This window comes from Nocardioides sp. N13(2025) (assembly GCF_051912545.1).
Taxonomy (GTDB): domain Bacteria; phylum Actinomycetota; class Actinomycetes; order Propionibacteriales; family Nocardioidaceae; genus Nocardioides.
Map to the genome: position 1 here is coordinate 264,333 of NZ_CP196809.1, position 18,867 is coordinate 283,199.

Annotated in this window: 16 protein-coding genes; 7 read left to right on the forward strand and 9 right to left on the reverse strand. The window is 71.2% G+C overall.

Going from position 1 to position 18,867, the window contains the following annotated elements:
* Window positions 1-67: 67 nt before the first annotated feature.
* Together mshA and ACS3YM_RS01355 are read left to right on the forward strand one after the other, a co-directional pair.
* Window positions 68-1,324 (forward strand): D-inositol-3-phosphate glycosyltransferase, encoded by a 1,257-nt coding sequence (mshA, locus tag ACS3YM_RS01350; RefSeq protein ID WP_439938250.1) that lies wholly within the window; start codon window positions 68-70, stop codon window positions 1,322-1,324.
* A complete protein-coding gene (locus tag ACS3YM_RS01355; RefSeq protein WP_439938251.1) occupies window positions 1,321-1,830 on the forward strand; it encodes a YbjN domain-containing protein in 510 nt (169 codons plus the stop codon). Before mshA ends, ACS3YM_RS01355 begins: the two co-directional genes overlap by 4 nt.
* 3 nt (window positions 1,831-1,833) lie before the next feature.
* On the opposite strand, the gene ACS3YM_RS01360 is transcribed toward ACS3YM_RS01355, so the two are convergent.
* From ACS3YM_RS01360 to ACS3YM_RS01370, 3 genes are all read right to left on the reverse strand, one after another.
* On the reverse strand, window positions 1,834-2,739 hold the full coding sequence (locus ACS3YM_RS01360; protein ID WP_439938252.1) for a DMT family transporter: 906 nt from the start codon (window positions 2,737-2,739) through the stop codon (window positions 1,834-1,836).
* A gap of 170 nt (window positions 2,740-2,909) precedes the next feature.
* Window positions 2,910-3,587 (reverse strand): response regulator, encoded by a 678-nt coding sequence (locus ACS3YM_RS01365; protein WP_439938253.1) that lies wholly within the window; start codon window positions 3,585-3,587, stop codon window positions 2,910-2,912.
* The gene (locus ACS3YM_RS01370; protein ID WP_439938254.1) at window positions 3,584-4,810 is read right to left on the reverse strand and encodes a sensor histidine kinase; all 1,227 of its coding nucleotides are present in this window, start codon (window positions 4,808-4,810) and stop codon (window positions 3,584-3,586) included. Before ACS3YM_RS01370 ends, ACS3YM_RS01365 begins: the two co-directional genes overlap by 4 nt.
* Before the next feature lie 120 nt (window positions 4,811-4,930).
* Between ACS3YM_RS01370 and phoU the strand changes: the two genes are divergently transcribed.
* On the forward strand, window positions 4,931-5,581 hold the full coding sequence (phoU, locus tag ACS3YM_RS01375) for a phosphate signaling complex protein PhoU (protein ID WP_439938255.1): 651 nt from the start codon (window positions 4,931-4,933) through the stop codon (window positions 5,579-5,581).
* A gap of 171 nt (window positions 5,582-5,752) precedes the next feature.
* Here phoU and ACS3YM_RS01380 read toward each other — a convergent pair whose 3' ends face one another.
* From ACS3YM_RS01380 to ACS3YM_RS01390, 3 genes are read right to left on the reverse strand one after another with little or no spacing between them, the layout of a single operon-like run.
* On the reverse strand, window positions 5,753-6,496 hold the full coding sequence (locus tag ACS3YM_RS01380; RefSeq protein WP_439938256.1) for a phosphoglyceromutase: 744 nt from the start codon (window positions 6,494-6,496) through the stop codon (window positions 5,753-5,755).
* The gene (locus ACS3YM_RS01385) at window positions 6,493-6,966 is read right to left on the reverse strand and encodes a hypothetical protein (protein ID WP_439938257.1); all 474 of its coding nucleotides are present in this window, start codon (window positions 6,964-6,966) and stop codon (window positions 6,493-6,495) included. Before ACS3YM_RS01385 ends, ACS3YM_RS01380 begins: the two co-directional genes overlap by 4 nt.
* Window positions 6,967-6,987: 21 nt before the next feature.
* Window positions 6,988-7,686: a UbiA family prenyltransferase gene (locus ACS3YM_RS01390; protein WP_439938258.1), complete on the reverse strand. Its 699-nt coding sequence runs from the start codon at window positions 7,684-7,686 to the stop codon at window positions 6,988-6,990.
* A gap of 156 nt (window positions 7,687-7,842) precedes the next feature.
* Here ACS3YM_RS01390 and ACS3YM_RS01395 point away from each other — a divergent pair, with 156 nt between their 5' ends.
* The gene (locus ACS3YM_RS01395; RefSeq protein ID WP_056602200.1) at window positions 7,843-8,328 is read left to right on the forward strand and encodes a CarD family transcriptional regulator; all 486 of its coding nucleotides are present in this window, start codon (window positions 7,843-7,845) and stop codon (window positions 8,326-8,328) included.
* Window positions 8,329-8,393: 65 nt separating this feature from the next.
* Complete coding sequence (locus tag ACS3YM_RS01400) at window positions 8,394-8,924, forward strand: 2-C-methyl-D-erythritol 4-phosphate cytidylyltransferase (protein WP_439938259.1); 531 nt, start codon at window positions 8,394-8,396, stop codon at window positions 8,922-8,924.
* Here ACS3YM_RS01400 and ACS3YM_RS01405 read toward each other — a convergent pair.
* Window positions 8,905-9,588, reverse strand: coding sequence for an IspD/TarI family cytidylyltransferase (locus tag ACS3YM_RS01405; RefSeq protein WP_439938260.1), 684 nt, complete (start codon window positions 9,586-9,588; stop codon window positions 8,905-8,907). The two genes, ACS3YM_RS01400 and ACS3YM_RS01405, sit on opposite strands and share 20 nt — an antisense overlap.
* Entirely contained in the window at window positions 9,588-10,001 is a 414-nt protein-coding gene (ispF, locus tag ACS3YM_RS01410; RefSeq protein WP_439939815.1) for a 2-C-methyl-D-erythritol 2,4-cyclodiphosphate synthase, read from the reverse strand. The genes ACS3YM_RS01405 and ispF overlap by 1 nt, the downstream gene beginning before the upstream one ends.
* Window positions 10,002-10,097: 96 nt before the next feature.
* Here ispF and ACS3YM_RS01415 point away from each other — a divergent pair, with 96 nt between their 5' ends.
* Complete coding sequence (locus ACS3YM_RS01415) at window positions 10,098-11,615, forward strand: molybdopterin-dependent oxidoreductase (protein WP_439938261.1); 1,518 nt, start codon at window positions 10,098-10,100, stop codon at window positions 11,613-11,615.
* Between the two features lie 3 nt (window positions 11,616-11,618).
* Here ACS3YM_RS01415 and ACS3YM_RS01420 read toward each other — a convergent pair whose 3' ends face one another.
* Entirely contained in the window at window positions 11,619-12,827 is a 1,209-nt protein-coding gene (locus ACS3YM_RS01420) for a peptidase C39 family protein (RefSeq protein ID WP_439938262.1), read from the reverse strand.
* A 203-nt stretch (window positions 12,828-13,030) separates the two neighbouring features.
* Here ACS3YM_RS01420 and ACS3YM_RS01425 point away from each other — a divergent pair, with 203 nt between their 5' ends.
* The gene (locus tag ACS3YM_RS01425; RefSeq protein WP_439938263.1) at window positions 13,031-18,841 is read left to right on the forward strand and encodes an ExeM/NucH family extracellular endonuclease; all 5,811 of its coding nucleotides are present in this window, start codon (window positions 13,031-13,033) and stop codon (window positions 18,839-18,841) included.
* The last annotated feature ends 26 nt before the right edge of the window (window positions 18,842-18,867 follow it).

An 18,867-nucleotide genomic window follows, 5' to 3' on the forward strand; every position in this document is an offset into this window, starting at 1 on the left:
CCTGCGGCGCGGTCCTTGGTTGTGCCGGAGGTGCCAGAAGTCCGGCACCCCGACCGAAGGAGACAGCGTGGGCGAGCGGGTGGCCATGATCAGCCTGCACACCTCCCCCCTGGACCAGCCGGGGACGGGCGACGCCGGGGGCATGAACGTCTACGTCATCGAGCTGTCGAAGCGACTCGCCGCGCAGGGCATCGCCGTCGACGTCTTCACCCGCGCCACGTCGTCGGCCCTGCCCCAGGTCGTCGAGGCGGCCGACGGGGTCCTGGTGCGCCACGTCGCCGCCGGTCCCTTCGAGGGCCTGACCAAGGGCGAGCTCCCCGGCCAGCTGTGCACGTTCGCCCGCGAGGTGCTGCGGGCCGAGGCGATGCAGCCGCTCGGCCACTACGACGCCGTCCACTCCCACTACTGGCTCTCCGGGCAGGTCGGCGCCCTCGCCCGGGACCGCTGGAACGTCCCGCTCGTGCACTCGATGCACACCATGGCCAAGGTCAAGAACGAGGCGCTCGCCGACGGCGACACGCCCGAGCCCGTCTCGCGGGTCATCGGCGAGGAACAGGTCGTCGAGGCTGCCGACCTGCTGGTCGCCAACACCGACACCGAGGCGCGCCAGCTCGTCGACCTCTACGACGCCAGCCCCGACGCCGTCGAGGTGATCCACCCGGGCGTCGACCTCTCCGTCTTCACCCCGCACGGGCGTCATGAGGCCCGGCGCCGGCTGGGCCTGCCCGACGACGCGGTGGTGCTGCTGTTCGCCGGCCGCATCCAGCCGCTCAAGGCGCCCGACGTGCTCCTGCGCGCCGTCGAGGTGCTGCTCGAGCAGGACCCGTCGTTGCGCCGGCGCCTCGTCGTGCCCGTCGTGGGCGGTCCGTCCGGCTCCGGGCTCGAGCACCCCACGGCGCTGGCCGACCTGGCCGGCGACCTCGGCATCAGCGACGTCGTACGTTTCGTGCCGCCGGTGAGCCAGACCGAGCTGGCGGTCTGGGCGTCCGCCGCGACCGCCGTGGCGGTGCCGTCCTACAACGAGTCCTTCGGCCTGGTGGCCGTCGAGGCCCAGGCCACGGGCACCCCCGTCGTGGCCGCGGCCGTGGGCGGCCTGACGACCGTCGTGCGCGACCGGGTGAGCGGCCTGCTGGTCGACACCCACGAGCCCCGCGACTGGGCCGCCAGCCTGCGCCGCCTCATCGACGACCCCGGGCTGGTCGACAGGCTCGGCAGGGGAGCCGTCGCCCACGCGCAGGAGTTCTCCTGGGAGCGGACCGCCGAGCGCACGCTCGAGGCCTACGCACGGGCCGCCGGCCGGATGCGTGCTGAGATGGTGTCGTGACCCCAGTCGAGACCGTCCGCGCCTACCTCGCCGACAACGAGATCGAGCACCAGGAGACGAACCGGGACGGCGTAGAGGGCGCGAGCTTCTCGCTGAGCCTGCCGGGGGAGAAGAAGCTCCAGACCCCTGTGCGCCTCGACGTCGGGCCGCACGCGCTGGGTGTGCACGCCTTCGTGTGCCGCAACCCCGACGAGAACCACGCCCGGGTCTACCGCTGGCTGCTGGAGCGCAACCTGCGGATGTACGCCGTCTCGTTCGCCGTCGACCGCCACGGGGACATCTACCTCGAGGCGCGGCTGCCGCTGGCGTCGGTGAGCCACGACGAGCTCGACAAGATCCTCGGCTCGGTGCTGGCCAACGCCGACGAGTCGTTCAACGCCATCCTCGAGCTCGGTTTCGCCTCCTCCATCCGCAAGGAGTGGGAGTGGCGGATCTCCCGCGGGGAGTCGACCCGCAACCTCGAGGCGTTCCGCGGGTGGCTCGAGGCCGGCTCCGGCCCGGAGTGAGCCTCAGCGCGCCGCCGGCCTGCGGCGCGTCATCAGCACGCCGACGATCGCCAGCGCCCCGCCGACGAAGGTCAGCGACGGCGGCACCTCGTCGATCGTCAGCCAGGCGATGAGCGTCGCGATCCCGGGCACGAGGAAGGTCGTGAGGGACAGGGCGCCGGCGTCGGTGTGGGTCAGGGCGTAGGCCCAGGTCGTGAAGGCGACCGCCGTCGGCAGGACGCCGAGGTAGACGATCCACCACAGCTCGGACCCACCGTCGGCGACGATCGACGGCAGGTCGCCCGAGAAGGGCAGGCACGTCACGGCGCCCATCAGGAACGACACGAAGACGACCTGCACCGACGGCAGCCTGCGCAGCAGCACCTTCTGCGTCAGCACGCCGACGGCGTACATCGCCGCCGCGACGAGCACGAGCACCACGCCGAGCACGCTGGCGTCGGCATCGGTCGACGAGCCGCGGGCGATGACGGCGACCCCGGCGAACCCCACGACCATGCCGGCCAGCAGCCACCCGTGCAGCCGCTCGCCGAACAGCGGCACCGCGAGCAGGGCGACGATGACCGGCCCGATCTGGATGATCATCGCCGCCGTGCCGGCGTCGACGTGGCGCTCACCAGCGTTGAGGGTGAGGTTGTAGACGCCGAACCAGCCCACGCCGCCGAGCGCGAGCAGCGCCCACTCACGACGGGTCGGGGGCACCCACCCACGACGCAGCACGAGCGGGAGGACGACCAGCGCGGCGACGAGCAGCCGCCCGGTGCCGATCGCGCCGGGGCTGACGTCGTGGGCCACGTGGCGGATGACGACGAAGGCCGAGGCCCACATGAGCAGGGTGACGCCGCCGGCCACCATCGGCAGCCACGTCGGTGGAGCGGCGGTCTCGCCGGGGTGCTGCTGGGTGATCGTCACGGGTCAAGGCTAGGTACGGTCATGACCGACCGCCAGCGCTTTTCGGACGTCGACCACCGAGATCCCGCCGCGTGGCAATCACCGGTTACCCGGTGACCGCTGAGGTTGTCGACCGTTGCAACGGTCGATAACCCGAGGAACCACCGGGTAACCGGTGATCGCGACAGGGCTCAGAGATCGAGCTTGTAGCCCAGCCCGCGGACCGTGACGAGGTACTTCGGCTCGCTCGGGTCGGGCTCGAGCTTGGCGCGCAGCCGCTTCACGTGCACGTCGAGGGTCTTGGTGTCGCCGACGTAGTCCGAGCCCCAGACCCGGTCGATCAGCTGGCCGCGGGTCAGCACCCGGCCCGGGTTGCGGAGGAACATCTCCAGGAGCTCGAACTCCTTCAGCGGCAGCCGCTGCTCGGAGCCGTCGACGGTGACGACGTGGCGCTCCACGTCCATCCGCACCGGTCCGGCCTCGAGGGTGTCCGGCATCAGCTCGGGCTCCTGGCCGCGGCGCAGCACGGCGCGGATCCGGGCGACGAGCTCGCGGGGGGAGTAGGGTTTGGTGACGTAGTCGTCGGCGCCCAGCTCGAGGCCGACCACCTTGTCGACCTCGTCGTCCTTGGCGCTGACCATGATCACCGGGACCGAGGAGGTCTGGCGGATCTGGCGGCACACCTCGGTGCCGGGCACGCCGGGCAGCATCAGGTCGAGGAGCACGATGTCGGGGCCGAACCGGTCGAACTCGGTGAGGGCGGTGTTGCCGTCGGCGGCGATCGCCACCTCGTAGCCCTCCTTGCGGAGCATGTAGGCGAGTGCGTCGCTGTAGCTCTCTTCGTCCTCGACGACGAGTACGCGGGTCATCTGGTTGTCTCCTGCTGTGTTCTGCGTGGTGGGGACACGGGGGTGGCGGGCTGTGCGGGCACGACGACCTCGACCGGGGTGGTGGGCCCGTGGCCCTGCCCGGGCTCGGAGTTGCGGGGGAGCGTGAGCGTGAAGGTGGATCCCTGCCCCTCGACCGACCAGACCGAGATGTCGCCGCCGTGCGTGGCGGCCACGTGCTTGACGATCGCGAGCCCGAGGCCGGTGCCGCCGGTGGAGCGGTGGCGGGCCGGGTCGACGCGGTAGAACCGCTCGAAGATGCGCTCGATCTCGTGGGAGGGGATGCCGATGCCCTGGTCGACCACCGAGATCTGGACCTGGTCGCCCTGGGAGCGGGTCGTCACGACGACGCGTGAGCCGTTGCCGGAGTAGGCGACCGCGTTGGCCACCAGGTTGCTGACCGCGGCACCGATCTGCTCCTGCGACCCGAAGACCTCCAGGCCGTGCTCCCCGCGGGACTCGACGGTGATCTCCTTGGCGGCCGCGTCCATGGCGCTCGTGTCGACGGCGGTGGCGACCGCGGCGTCGAGGTCGACCATGACGGGGGTCTCGAGCGGGTCGTGGCCCTGGAGCCGGGAGAGCTCGATGATCTGCTGGACGAGCTTGGAGAGGCGGTCGCTCTCGGTGAGCATCCGGTTGGCGAAGCGCTGGACGGCCTCCGGGTCGTCGGAGGCGTCGGTGACCGCCTCGGCGAGCAGCCGGATCGCCCCGACCGGGGTCTTGAGCTCGTGGCTGACGTTGGCCACGAAGTCGCGACGCACCTCCTCGACCCGCCGCTCGCGGGTGCGGTCCTCGACCAGCGCCAGGACCAGCCGTGCGCCCAGCGGCGCGACGCGGGCCGTGAGCGTGCGCACGGAGCGACCGTCGGAGCCGGGCAGGTCGAGCTCGCTCTCGCGGATCTGGCCGTCGCGACGCACCTGCGCGACGAGGTCGAGCAGCTCGGGCACGACCAGCGTGTTGCCGCGCACCAGCCCGAAGGCGTACGCCGGCGCCGAGGCCTTGAGCACGTGGTCGGACTCGTCGACGACGACGGCGCTCGATCGCAGGATGCTCAGGACGGCGGCGACACCGGCCTGCACGACGGGCTCCTCAACCTCGGGGAGGGTGTGCCGCTGGCGGTCGCTGATGTGCCAGGCGAGCACCGCACCGCCCGCCACGATGGCCCCGATGATCGCGGCCAGACCAGCCTGCATCGTCGGATCCACGCTCACATCGTACGCATGGGGGCGGGGGCGCCGGCCCCGGTGGACCGGCAGCGCCGAGTGTTCACGCGCCGTTCATCGGGCACCCATATCTGTTTGCTTGGGGTGCCTACAGTCCGCCTCATGCGTGAGGCTTTCCATGACCAGCTCGACGGCATCTTCGCCGACCTGTCCGACATCTGCGGTCAGGTCGAGGTCGCAGTCCGCGAGGCCACCAAGGCGCTGATGTCGGGCGACGTCCACACCGCCGACCAGGTGATCAGCGGCGACAAGGCGATCGACGCCGCCCGCGAGCGCGTCGACGACACTGCCTTCCAGCTGCTCTCGCTCCAGCAGCCGGTCGCCGGCGACCTGCGGATGATCGTCTCGGCGCTGCGGATGGTGAGCGAGCTCGAGCGGATGGGCGACCTCTCCGTCCACGTCGCCAAGATCGCGCGCCTGCGCGTTCCGTCCGTCGCCGTGCCCGAGGAGCTGCGCCCGACGATGGAGCGGATGGCCGAGACGGCCGAGGACATGGTGCGCCGGGTGCGGGGCATCATCGTCGACCGCGACGTCGAGGCGGCGATCGAGCTGGGCCGCGACGACGAGATCATGGACCAGCTGCGCCGCCGCAGCTTCACCGAGCTGCTCTCCACCGACTGGCAGCACGGCGTCGAGGCCGCGGTCGACATCGCCCTGCTGGGTCGCTACTACGAGCGGATCGCCGACCACTCCGTGTCGGTGGCGAACCGCGTCGTCTTCGTGGTCACCGGCGAGCAGCCGAACCGCGACTGACGCGCCCCGGCCCCCCGGCGGGTCCCGTCCATCTGGCGACTCGAGCGGACATATGGCCGCTCAACCACCGGCATACCGGTGCACCAGCGGCCATTTCGGTGCACTAGTGCCAGGGCGGTCGCTATCGCGACGCGAGCGACCACAGGTCCGCTCGAGTGGCGATATGGACGCTCAGCGCCCCTGGTTGGCGACGGCCGCGGCGGCCTCCGCCGCGGCCTCGGGGTCGAGGTACTCGCCCCCGGCGACGGTCGGCTGCAGGTCGTCGTCGAGGCGGTAGACCAGCGGCATGCCGGTCGGGATGTTGAGCCCCGCGATGTCCTCGTCGGAGATGCCGTCGAGGTGCTTGACGAGCGCCCGCAGGCTGTTGCCGTGCGCTGCGACCAGGACGGTCTTCCCGTCCTCCAGGTCGGGGACGATGTCGGACTCCCAGTAGGGGAGGAACCGCGCGATGACGTCCTTCAGGCACTCCGTGCGGGGCATCTCCTCGCCGAGGTCGGCGTAGCGGGGGTCACCCGCCTGGGAGAACTCCGAGGAGTCGTCGATCGGCGGGGGCGGGGTGTCGAACGAGCGGCGCCAGAGCATGAACTGCTCCTCGCCGAACTCCTCGAGTGTCTGCTTCTTGTCCTTGCCCTGCAGCGCGCCGTAGTGGCGCTCGTTGAGCCGCCACGAGCGCCTCACCGGGATCCAGTGGCGGTCGGCGGCGTCGAGCGACAGGTGCGCCGTGGTGATGGCGCGACGCTGGAGCGAGGTGTGGACGACGTCGGGCAGCAGGCCCGCCTCGACCAGCAGCTGGCCCCCGCGGACCGCCTCGGCACGTCCCTTCTCGGTCAGGTCGACGTCGACCCAGCCGGTGAACAGGTTCTTGGCGTTCCACTCGCTCTCGCCGTGGCGGAGCAGGACCAGGGTGTACGTCATGAGGCGTCCATGCCTTCCCAGTAGCCGGTGTCGTCGGAGACGACGGGCACGTTGAGCATGATCCGCTCGCCGTTGCCGAAGTCGATCGCGAGCGGTACGACGTCGCCCGCCTTGAAGTCCCCGGTCAGCACGATGTCGGCCGCAGGGTCGGCGAGGTTGACCAGGCCGCCCGCGGGGATCTCGATCGGGTCGAAGGCGGCCGCCTCGATCGACGTGCCCTCGTCACCGGAGACGCCGCTGAAGGTCTGCTCCTCCTCGGCGTCGTTGTTCGAGAACGACGCCACGAACGTGCCCGAGCCCTCGGCTGCCGAGACGACGACCGCGGAGAGGACGTCGACGTCTCCCTCGCGGTTGTTGGCGCCACTGGCCGGGGTGTAGTCCCGTTCGGTGGCGTAGTCGAAGCCACAGGAGGACAGCGGAGCGGCGAGCGCGAGGACCGCGGCGGCGGTCACGAGAGGTCGGAGCTGCATGGCGCACAGCCTAGCGTCGGCTCAGGTCAGTCCGACGGTCCGCCCGGCGACGAGCATCCCGAGCACGACGAGACCCGTGAACACGCCGGCCGCGACCAGCAGCCGGGGGGTGCCCGTACGCAGTGCCAGCACGAGGGGGAGCGAGCGCTCGCCCTCCTCGTGGTCGTGGACGAGACCGGGCAGGGCGGTGAGCAGGTGGACGCCCAGGCCGAGGGCCGCCGCGAGTGCGGTCATCACGGGCGTGGGCGGCGTGGTCGTGCCGACGCCGTTCCACCCGCCGTACGCCAGGAACGCGGGGTAGAGGGCGAAGCTCGCCATCCAGGGTGCGAACGACGTCGTCCGGGCGTGCAGCAGCCGGTCGCCGACCGCGGCGATCGCGAGCAGCGCGAGGTAGCTTGCGCCGGCGAGGCGACCGTTGGCCACGGCGAGGGGTACGACGAGCAGCACCGCGCACGTCAGCGCGAACCACACCGTCCCCGGCTCCAGCGTGCCCCCGCTCAGCGGCTTGTCGGGGCGGTGCCGGGCGTCGCGGCGCCGGTCGGAGAGGTCGTCGGCCCAGCCCAGGATCGACTGGCCGACCAGCACGGTGACGAGGACCAGGCCGACCTCGCGCAGGGGGCGTCCGGACACGGCGGCCGCCGTGCCGAGCGCCGCAGCGGTGACCAGGGCCTGGCGCGGGTGCGCTGCACGGACGAGGAGCAGCGCCGGGGTCGTCGGCATGGGCCGCAGTATGTCCCAGACCCCGTCCCGGACCTGGTCGCACCACAGGAGGAGGCGATGTGTCAAGCCCGGAAGTGCCCTCTGACCTGCACAAACGCGTCGGGAGGAGATTCGAACCCGTGTTAGGATGGTCACCTAGGAAGGGGAACTGAACATATGACTTTCACCGTTGGCGAAACGGTCGTCTATCCCAATCACGGGGCCGCTGTCATCGAGGACATCGAGATGCGGACGATCAAGGGAGAGGACCGGCAGTACCTCGTTCTCCGGATCGTCGCCCAGCAGGACCTGGTCGTCCGCGTGCCGGCCTGCAACCTCGACCTCGTCGGCGTCCGTGACGTCGTCGACAAGGAAGGGCTCGACCGCGTCTTCGACGTGCTGCGCGCCGCGCACGTCGAGGAGCCGACCAACTGGTCGCGCCGCTACAAGGCCAACCTCGAGAAGCTGCACTCCGGTGACGTGATGAAGGTGTCCGAGGTCGTCCGCGACCTCTGGCGCCGGGAGCGTGACCGCGGGCTGTCGGCCGGCGAGAAGCGGATGCTGGCCAAGGCGCGGCAGATCCTGGTCTCCGAGCTGGCCCTGGCCGAGAAGACCAACGAGGACAAGGCGGAGGCGATGCTCGACGAGGTGCTCGCCTCCTGAGCGTCTTCGACGACCACCGGCACGACCCCGCAGGAGATGATCCTGCGGGGTCTCGCTGTCTCGGCGTGGTCCTGGACGAGGACCGTGGCTCGCTGCCCTTCACCCTGATCCACGGTGAGGCCCTGGTGGCGTGCGCGGCCTGGGCGCTGGGCGAGGCCGGGGTCGACATCGTCGACGCCACGGTCGTCTGGGAGGCGGTCACCGAGGCGGGCGAGGACTTCGTGCTGCACGACTCGCTGTGCCCGATGACGCCGCCGGACTTCATCGCCGCCTGCATCGAGCAGGCCAGGTCCTCGGGGCACGCCGTGGTGGGCGTGCGGCCGGTGACCGACACCGTGAAGGCGCTCTCCGACGGCCTGGTGGGTGACACCCTCGACCGCGACAGCCTGCTCGCGGTCACCTCGCCGCTGGTCGTCCCGGCCGGTGTCGTCGTGGCGCTCGCCCGGCGGCCGGTGTCCGACCTCGCGCAGGCGGTGGCCGACCTGGCCGCTGCCGGGCACCCGGTCGAGACCCTGCCCGCACCCACGGAGGGTCGTCGGGTGACGTCCGCCGACGACGTACGCCTCCTCGGCACCCTCACCGACGCGCGGGGCTGAGCTCCAGCGCCAGCGCGACGTCCTCGGGGAAGGTGACCTTGAGGTTGAGCGCGCTCCCGGGGACCGCGGCGACCGGGACGTCGGCGTACGCCGAGACGCACGCGGCCGTGTCGGTGCCCTCGAAGCCGTCCTCGGCGGCGGCCCGGTAGGCGGCCAGCACTGCGCCGGCGCGGAAGGCCTGCGGCGTCTGCACCGCACCCACGGCCTCGGTGACCGGCGTCAGGTCCGCGTGGAGGAGCTGGGTGACCGGTACGACCGGGATGGCACCGCCGACCTCGCGTGCTGCGTCGACGACCGAGCGCCAGAGGTCGACGCCCGCCAGGGGCCGTGCCCCGTCGTGGACCACCACGACGTCGACGTCGCCCGACTCGATGTCGCCGGCGAGCACGCGCAGCGCCGCCCACTCCGAGGCGTGGCGGGTGGCGCCCCCGTCGACGACGAGCACCTCGCGCTCGCCCAGGTGCGGCGCGACCGCGGCCTCCACGGCCGCGCGGTCCTCCGGGCGTACGACGAGCACGAGGCGTCGTACGTCGGGGAGGGCGAGGGCGTCGCGCACCGACCACACCAGCACGGGCACGTCGCGCAGGGGGAGGAGCACCTTGTTGACCTCGGCCCCCACGCGGCTGCCCGAGCCGGCGGCGAGGATGACGACCGCGGTCGGCATCAGCGGGTGACCAGCGCCGTGGCGATCGCGGCCACCCCTTCACCGCGTCCGGTCAGGCCGAGCCCGTCGGTGGTCGTGGCCGAGACCGTCACCGGCGCGCCCACCGCGGCCGAGAGCGCGGCGGCTGCCTCTTCGCGACGGGGTCCGAGACGCGGCACGTTGCCGATCACCTGCACGGCGACGTTGCCGATGTCCCAGCCCTCGGCCCGCAGCCGGCGGGCCGTCTCGGCGAGGAGCGTCGTGCCGGAGGCCCCGGCCCACTCGGGCTCCGAGGTCCCGAAGTTGCTGCCGAGGTCGCCCAGCCCGGCGGCCGAGAAGAGCGCGTCGCAGGCCGCGTGCGCCGCCACGTCGGCGTCCGAGTGCCCCTCCAGCCCGGCGGGCTCGTCCGGCCACGCGAGACCGGCGAGGTGCATCGGGACACCCTCGGCCAAGCGGTGGACGTCGGTGCCGATGCCGATGCGGGGGGTGCTCACGTCGGCATCATGCCTGACGCCCGACACAATGGACGCGTGACCACTCGCCGTCCTCCCTGGGTGCTGGCCGGAGTCCTCGCCGGGCTCGCGGGGCTGGCGACGAGCTATGCCACTGCGATGGTGCTCACCATCCGCGAGTCACCGGTGGTCGCCGTCGCCGAGATGCTCATCAGGCTCACCCCGGGTGCCGTCGCCGAGCGGGCGATCTCGGTCCTGGGTCACCTCGACAAACCGGCTCTCGTGGTCGGCATCCTCGTCTTCCTCCTGGCCTGCTTCGCGGGTGCCGGTGCGCTGGCCCGCCGGTCCTGGTGGCGGCCCGTCCTGGTGTGGGTGGCCCTCGCCGGCGTCGGCCTGGCTGCTGTGGTCATCCAGCGCAGCGCGGGACTGGTCGACGCGCTGCCCGTGCTCGTGGGGCTGCTGACCTGGGTCACCGTCCACTCGGCGCTGAACGACGCGCTCCGCCGCGAGCAGCGCGCCCCCGACCTCGTGTCGCGCGAGCGGCGGGTGTTCGTGATGGTCGCGGGTGCAGTGGGTCTCGCATCGATCGGGATCGCGGTCGCGGGCCGCTTCGTCGGGGCTGGCCGGCGGCATGTCGAGGCGAGCCGCCGGCTGCTGCGCATCCCCGGCGTCACCCGGCGCGAGGCGCCGGCCTCGACGTCGCTCGGGCTACGCGGCATCGCGCCCTGGCAGACGCCCAACGAGGACTTCTACCTGATCGACACCACCATCGCGAAGCCCGTCATCGAGCCGGAGGAGTGGTCGCTGCGCATCCACGGCCTGGTCGACCGCGAGCTGACGCTGAGCTACTCCCAGCTCGTCGCCCGCCAGCTGACGGAGTCGTGGATCACCCTCAGCTGCGTGAGCAACGAGGTCGGCGGCGGGTTGGTCGGCAACGCTCGCTGGAGCGGCGTACGCATCGCCGACCTGCTGGCCGACCTCGGCGTCGCCGACGAGGCCGACTGCGTGCTGCAGACCTCGCACGACGGGTGGTTCTGCGCGACGCCGCTGGAGACGCTGACCGACGACCGCGACGCGATGCTGGCGGTGGCGATGAACGGGCGCCCGCTGCCCATCGAGCACGGCTTCCCGGTGCGCACGATCGTGCCGGGCCTCTACGGCTACGTCTCCGCGACCAAGTGGGTCGTCGACCTCGAGGTCACCACGTTCGACCAGGCGGTCGGCTACTGGACGACCAAGGGCTGGTCGGCTGAGGGGCCCGTGAAGATAGCCTCGCGCATCGACGTGCCGCGCTCGGGTGACGACGTCGAGGCGGGGGAGGTCTCGGTCGGCGGTGTCGCCTGGCACCAGCACACCGGCATCGCGTCGGTGGAGGTCCAGCTCGACGGTGGGGAGTGGACGCGCGCCGAGCTGGGGTTCGTGCCGTCGCTCGACACGTGGGTCCAGTGGACCGTCACGCTCGACGTGCCCGAGGGCGACCACGAGCTGCGCGTGCGCGCGACCGGCCGCGACGGTGCGACCCAGACCAGCGTCGAGCGCGCGCCCGACCCCGACGGCGCGACCGGGTGGCACACCATCGAGATCAGCGCGCGTTGACGCTCAGCTGTTGCGGATGACGTACGCCGTCCCGCCGGAGGCAGCGAGCCAGATCCGCTCGAACTGCGCGCGGTCGTAGACGCGGCGGACCTCGCCGTTGCTGGCGCCGGCCGGGTCGTTGACGACGACGTCGCCGTCGGCCTCGAAGCCGACGATGACCAGCAGGTGGCCGTTGCTGGCCGAGATGGGCGCGCCGGTGAGCTGGTTGCGACCGAACGCGATGGAGGCGATCACGGGCACCCCGGCCGCGACCTGGTCCTCGGCCTCGCGCAGGTCGCGCATCCGGGTGACGTAGGAGTCGCCGGCGACGAGCGTCGCGGCGTAGGCGGTGTTGAACGCCCAGTTGCCGGTGCCGTCGTAGCCGTGGTCGTAGACCATCTTGGCGGTGTGGTCGACGACCGCGTCGACGTGGCCGGGCGTGATCCCGGTGGGGGTCGGCGAGATGCCGTAGTAGCCGAGCACCATGGCCGTGGAGGTCGCGGAGCACCACGCCTCACCGCCTCCGCCCCACTGCGGGTAGTGGCCGCTGTGCACCATCTGGGAGTACGTCGGGACGGCCAGCACGGTGCCGACGCCCGGGCCGGGCTTGGAGGTGGGGCGGGGGGTCGCGGCGTCGGCCGAGGCCACCGCTCCGACACGCTCGAGGGCGACACCGAGGCTGGAGCCCCGCGGACGCATGAGGGTCACCCGGACCTGCCAGGACGTGACCACGCTGGTGGCGTACCAGGTGTCGACGCTGACGCGGCCGAGGTCGTCGCTCTGGCCGGAGTAGGTCGTACGCGGAACGGGACGGCTGGTCCGCGCCCAGTCGGCGACGGTGTCCCAGGTGCCGGTGGTGCCGTCGGCCGCGCGGGCGCGGACCTCGACCCGCACCAGGCTCCTGCCGGGGGTCGCCGCCTCCCAGGTCGGGACGAGGTCGGTGGCGCCGAAGCCGGGTGTGGCCCACGGCGAGGTCCAGGTGCCTGCCTCGTAGGCACGGCCGGCCACGGTGCGCGGCTTCGGGGTGAGGAGCGAGACCTGGCCGCGGCCGAGCTTGAGACCGCGTCGCTTGCCCGCCTTGAAGTCGGCGTAGCTGCTCCAGGACGTCAGCGCGACCTGCGGCGTCGCCCGCTGGCGCTCGTCGCTGTGCGTCGCGGCGCCTGCGGGGGCCGCGAGCACGCTGCCGAGCAGGAGGGGGAGGGCCAGGGCGAGGGCGGCGGGGCGTCGGAGCACCGCCCGACGATAACCCGGCGCGACCTCATCCGTCCCAGTAGTCACACGGCTCCACCCCATCGAGGGACTCTAGGGCGAATGTTCACGAAATTGCCGCGGGCCGATGTCAGGTGTTTTCCGCCACATGTCGGTGGTGCCACTTAGCCTGTGCTCGGCCGCCATCGGGTTGTCCTGCGGCCCTCGATCCCAGGGGACCTCTCACCTTGCCCTCACGCACGTGGCGCACAGCGCTCAACTTCACCACCTTGTTGTCTCTCGTCGCAGCGCCGCTCGCGCTGGGGTTCGGTGCCCCCGCGAGCGCGAGCGTCAGCTCCGCGATCTCGACGTTCCCCTACACCCAGGACTGGTCGGGGCTCACCGCCGCGAGCACGTGGGCGGACTTCCCCGGGGTGGAGGGCTTCAACACTGGCACGTCGATCGCGGCGAACAACGCGCCCAACACCACGGATGTGGGCACGCTGACGGCCGAGGGCACCTTGACCTCGGCCCTCTCGCTCCAGGCCGCCACGGCTGTGCCGAACACTGTGAGCACCGGAGGCGTCCTCGGCTTCTACAACGTCCCGGGAGCCAGCAAGACGGTGGCGCTGAGTGCCACGGGGACGCAGACGGCCCCGCTGCTGGTCCTCCACCTCGACGCGACCGGCAAGTCCGGTTTCACCGTCGACTACGACGTCCAGGACCTCGACAGCAGCGCCGACGACCAGCCGACGCGAGTCGCCCTGCAGTACCGCGTCGGCACGTCGGGTGCCTACACCAACGTCCCCTCCGCCTACCTGACCGACGCGACCGTGGCGAGCAACACCACCGTGCCGACCAGCCACGTGTCGGCGTCGCTCCCGTCTGCCGTCGACGGCCAGTCCGACGTCTTCCTGCGCGTCATCACCATCGACAACGCCTCCGGCAGCAACGAGCACGTCGGCATCGACAACATCAACATCGCCGCCGGCGGCGCTCCGGCTCCGCTCGCGGCCACCGACCCGGGCGACAAGACCGGCTACGTCAGCAAGCCGATCGCCTCGTTCACCCTGGCTGCTTCGGGTGGCAAGGCGCCGTACACCTGGACCGCGACGGGGCTCCCCGACGGGATAACCGTGAGCAGCGCCGGCGTCGTGTCCGGCACGCCCACCCAGGCCGGCACCTACACCGTGACCGCGACGGCCACCGACGCCGCCTCCGCCACCGCGACGGCCGAGTTCGTCATCACCGTCTCCGACCTGCCGGACCTGCCGCTCACTTCCATCCCCGACATCCAGGGCACCGGTGAGACCTCCCCGCTGGCGGGCCAGGACGTCGCGGTGGAGGGCATCGTCACCGCCCGCTACCCCGACGGCGGCATCAACGGCTATGTCATCCAGACCGCCGGATACGACGCGGCGTCCGACGAGACGCCCGGCGCCTCCGACGCCCTCTTCGTCTACCAGGGCGCCGCTCCCAGCTACACGCCCCCTGCCATCGGCGACCACGTCAAGATCCTCAGCGGTCGTGTCAGTGAGTTCGGCGGCATCACCGAGATCACCGTGACCAAGGGCGACTTCGTCGAGCCCCGCACCGCCACGACCGCAGAGGCCGTCGTCCCGGGCACCGTCATCCCCGGCACCGACTGCGCCCCGGGTGCGTGCCCCACGGGCGCCGAGCTCGACGCACTGCGCGAGGCGCACGAGCACGAGGCTTTCCTCCCCGCCGGTCCGCACACCGTCACCGACTCCTACAGCGGCGGCGTCGGCTCGTCCTCGATGCGTGGTGAGTTCAAGCTGGCCATGGCCTCCGACGAGCCGCTCTACGTCCCGCTCGAGCTGGCGAAGCCCACCGAGACCGCGAAGCTCGCGGACATCACGGCCTTCAACGCCGCGCACGGCGTCGTGCTCGACGACGGCGCCACAGTGAGCTTCAACGCCACCACGGCCTATCCCTGGCTCACCCTGACCAACACGGTCCGCGCGGGCGCCGGGGCGACCTTCGTGAAGCCCGTCGTCCTCGACTACCGCTTCGGCAGCTGGCGCCTCCAGCCGTCGAGCCGGATCCAGCCCGGCAACGACGGCAGCGGCCAGGTCGCCTTCGAGCAGGACCGGCCGGCGGCACCCGAGAGCGTGCTGGGCGATGAGGGCAACCTCAAGATCGCCACGTTCAACATGCTCAACTACTTCGTCCACCCGGCGCAGGACTGGGTGACCACCGGCGGCGACGCCTACCCGGGCACCGACCGCAAGTGCACCTACTACAACGACCGCCAGGGCAACCGCATCACTGCCAACACCTGCACGTGGCGTGACCCGCGCACGCAGCCGCCCGGCACCCTGCCCGACATCGGCCCCCGCGGCGCCGCGACTGCTGCCAGTCTCAGCCGGCAGCAGGTCAAGGAGGTCGCCGCCATCAACACGATGGACGCCGACGTGATGAGCCTCGAAGAGGTCGAGAACCCCGTCAAGCTCGGTTACTCCGACCGCGACGCGGCCCTCAAGGTGCTCGTCGCCGCCCTCAACGCCGACTGGGACGCCAACCACCCGGGCGAGGCGCCGCGTTGGGCCTTCGTGCCCAGCCCGCGCCCCGAGGCGCAGCCGACGGTCCAGGAGCAGGACGCGATCCGCAACGCGTTCATCTACAACCCGCGCTCGGTGAAGGCGATCGGTGCCTCGCAGATCCTGGTCAACTCCCCGGCCATGCGCAACGCGCGTGAGCCACTGGCGCAGGCCTTCAAGCACGTCGACGGCACGCGTGACGACGCCTTCATCGTCATCACCAACCACTTCAAGTCGAAGGGTGGTCCGGACGACCCGAGCACGATCGCGGGCACGGACAACGAGGACACCGGGAACGGGGCGGGCTCCTACAACGGTGACCGCGTCCGTCAGGCCAGGGCTCTCGACGCCTTCGCAGACTCGCTGGTCGAGGACAAGGGCATCGCGCCGGTCTTCATGACCGGTGACTACAACGCCTACTCCGCCGAGGACCCCATCACCACGCTCGAGAGCCTCGGCTGGAACCCCTTGGACGCCAAGAACGGAGAGACCAGCTACTTCTTCGGTGGCCTGGCCGGCTCGCTCGACCACGTGTTCGCCAACGACGCTGCGCTGGCCATGGTGCAAGAGGCCACGATCTGGCCGATCAACGCCAACGAGCCGGTCTACTACGAGTACAGCCGCTTCAACTACAACGTCACGCCGCTCTACGACCAGACCGCGTTCCGGTCCTCCGACCACAACCCGGAGATCATCGGCATCAAGGCCCCGATCTCGGCCGCCCCGGCGACCGTCGACACCGTCCAGGTCCTCGCGTCCAACGACTTCCACGGTCGTCTGCTCGACGACCCGGCGAGCGCGTCGGCGGGTGCCGCGGCGATGGCCGGCGCCGTGAAGGGCCTGCGTGCCGCCAACGACAACACCGCGTTCGTGATGGCCGGTGACATCGTCGGCGCATCGACGTTCGAGTCGTTCATCCAGAACGACAAGCCGACGATCGACGCGATGAACGAGGCCGGTCTCGAGGTGTCCGCCGCGGGCAACCACGAGTTCGACCAGGGCTACGACGACCTGATGAACCGCATCATGTCGCAGACCCACGCCGAAGGTGGGGCCGACTGGCCCTACATCGCGGCCAACGTGCGCAAGGACGGCGAGTACGCCCTCAAGTCCGACCGCACGGACGGCAACTTCGCCCACTCCAACGGCGCCACCTGGTGGAAGGACTTCCCGACGCTCAACGGCGGCCAGGGCATCTCGGTCGGCTTCGTGGGTGCGGTCACCGAGGACCTCGACTCCCTGGTCGCGCCCGACGCGATCGCGGGTCTCGAGATCACGAGCATCGTCGACGAGGTCAACGCGGCGGCGGCCGAGCTCAAGACCGACGGGTGTGGCGGCGAGGCGTGCGACCTGGTGATCGAGCTGGTGCACGAGGGTGCGCCCAGCCCGAGCTGCGCGACCATCAAGACCGACGAGGACTCGACCTTCGGTCGCATCGTCCACGGCGCGAGCGACAACGTGGACGCGATCATCTCCGGCCACACGCACCTCAAGTACAACTGCAAGGTGCCGGTGGCGGGCCAGCTCGACCGTCCGGTGGTCTCGGCCGGCCAGTACGGCTCCTACCTCAACCAGCTCGAGTTCGACTTCGAGGTCGGCACCGCCAACCTGACCGGCATCCGCCAGCACGTGCTCGCGATGAAGGACTACGACGAGGACAGCGCCACCAAGGCCATCGTCGACCAGGCGGTCCAGGTGGCCAACACCGAGGGCGCAGTCGAGCTCGGCCAGGTCGCGGCTCCGTTCAAGCGGGCCCGGCGTGTCGACCCCCAGAGCGGGGTCGTCGAGAACCGCGGTGGCGAGTCGACCCTGGGCAACCTGGTCGCGGAGATGCAGCGCTGGAAGACCGGCGCCGACATCGGCGTGATGAACCCCGGCGGCCTGCGTGACGACCTGATCGGCACCGACAACGGTCCCGGCCCGGTCACCTACCGCGAGGCGGCCAACGTCCAGCCCTTCGCCAACACCTTGGTGACCGTCGACCTGACGGGCGCCCAGGTCAAGCTGCTCCTGGAGCAGCAGTGGCAGCGCGACCCCGACAACAACATCCCGTCGCGGCCGTTCCTGCGCCTGGGCACCTCCAAGGGCTTCACCTGGACAGAGGACTCGTCCAAGGCGGAGGGCAACCGGATCACCGGGATGTGGCTCAACGGTGTCGCGATCGACCCGGCGGAGACCTACACGGTGTCGGCCAACAGCTTCCTCGCTGTCGGCGGTGACAACTTCCGGGCGCTGACGCTGGGCACCAACAAGCAGGACACGGGCAAGACCGACCTGCAGGCCACGGTCGACTACCTGGCCGAGCGCGCGTCCGACGCGCCTCTTCCGGTCGACTACGGCCAGCACGGCGTGGGCGCCCGCGTTCCTGCCGGACCGTTCGCGGCAGGTGACACGGTCACCATCCCCGTGGACTCGCTGTCCATGACCGGTGGTGGCACCTCGGCTGACGTCACCGACGTCACCGACTCGTCGGTGGTGGTGTCCTACGGGTCCACCGACCTGGGCACCTTCCCGGTCACGACCGCCCTGCCGACGACGCCGTACGACGTCCCGGGTGCGGCCAGCGTGAGCTTCCCGCTCCCGTCGGGCCTGGCCAACGGGACGCAGTGGTTCACTCTCACGGGCGCGGCCACGGGCACGGTCTCCCGTCTGCCTGTTGCGGTGATGTCGCTCGAGTCCTCGGTCAGCGGCACGGCGGCGGACATCACGTGGGGCCAGGCCGGCTCGGTCGCCGTCACGGTCACGCCGGGCACGGCCACTGGCACGGTGGAGCTCTACGACGGCACGACGAAGATCGGCGAAGGCACCCTCACGGGCGACGCCACGACGATCACCGTTCCTGCCGAGGCCCTGGCCATGGGCACCCACACGCTGACGCTGAAGTACCTCGGCGACAGCAGGACCCAGCCCTCCCAGGGCACGGTCTCCGTGACCGTGGTCAAGGCGTCGACCACGGTGTCCGGAAGCGACGCCATGATCCAGTGGTCGAAGACCGGCTCGGTGACGGTCAGCGTGGTTCCGGCGGCGGCGACCGGTTCGGTGGAGCTCTACGACGGCGCGACCCAGCTGGGCGCCGCCACCCTCTCGGGCGGCTCGGCCACCATCGAGCTGGCTGCCAAGACCCTCGAGATCGGCAGCCACGCCCTGACCGTGAAGTACCTCGGCTCGGCGACCCACGCCGCGTCGCAGGGCACCGTCACGGTCACGATCACCAAGGCGAAGCCCAAGGTGACGGTGGCGAAGCCGAAGGCGATCACGTCCGGCACCAAGGCCAGGATCAAGGTCGCGTTCGGCGAGGACGTGAAGGGCAAGGTCGGCATCGTCCTCAAGAAGGTCGGTGGCACCTTCAAGATCGAGGTGACCCGCAAGGTCGTCGACGGCAAGGTCGTCGCGAAGGTCAAGGTCCCCAAGAAGGGGAGGTTCCGCGTCAAGGTGACCTACCTGGGCAACGACCGCACCCGTCAGGGATGGGCCAGCACCCACCTGTGGGTCAACTGACCACGGGCCGCTGAACGCGAGAAGTC

Coding starts and splice junctions, on each gene's coding strand:
- ispF (WP_439939815.1), bottom strand. CDS start 10,001: ATGCACCTCGCCGGTCTCGCGTGGCCGGACGAGCCCGCCGGGCTGGAG.
- ACS3YM_RS01390 (WP_439938258.1), bottom strand. CDS start 7,686: ATGCCGACGACCCCGGCGCTGCTCCTCGTCCGTGCAGCGCACCCGCGC.
- phoU (WP_439938255.1), top strand. CDS start 4,931: ATGCGTGAGGCTTTCCATGACCAGCTCGACGGCATCTTCGCCGACCTG.
- ACS3YM_RS01405 (WP_439938260.1), bottom strand. CDS start 9,588: ATGCCGACCGCGGTCGTCATCCTCGCCGCCGGCTCGGGCAGCCGCGTG.
- ACS3YM_RS01395 (WP_056602200.1), top strand. CDS start 7,843: ATGACTTTCACCGTTGGCGAAACGGTCGTCTATCCCAATCACGGGGCC.
- ACS3YM_RS01365 (WP_439938253.1), bottom strand. CDS start 3,587: ATGACCCGCGTACTCGTCGTCGAGGACGAAGAGAGCTACAGCGACGCA.
- ACS3YM_RS01380 (WP_439938256.1), bottom strand. CDS start 6,496: ATGACGTACACCCTGGTCCTGCTCCGCCACGGCGAGAGCGAGTGGAAC.
- ACS3YM_RS01385 (WP_439938257.1), bottom strand. CDS start 6,966: ATGCAGCTCCGACCTCTCGTGACCGCCGCCGCGGTCCTCGCGCTCGCC.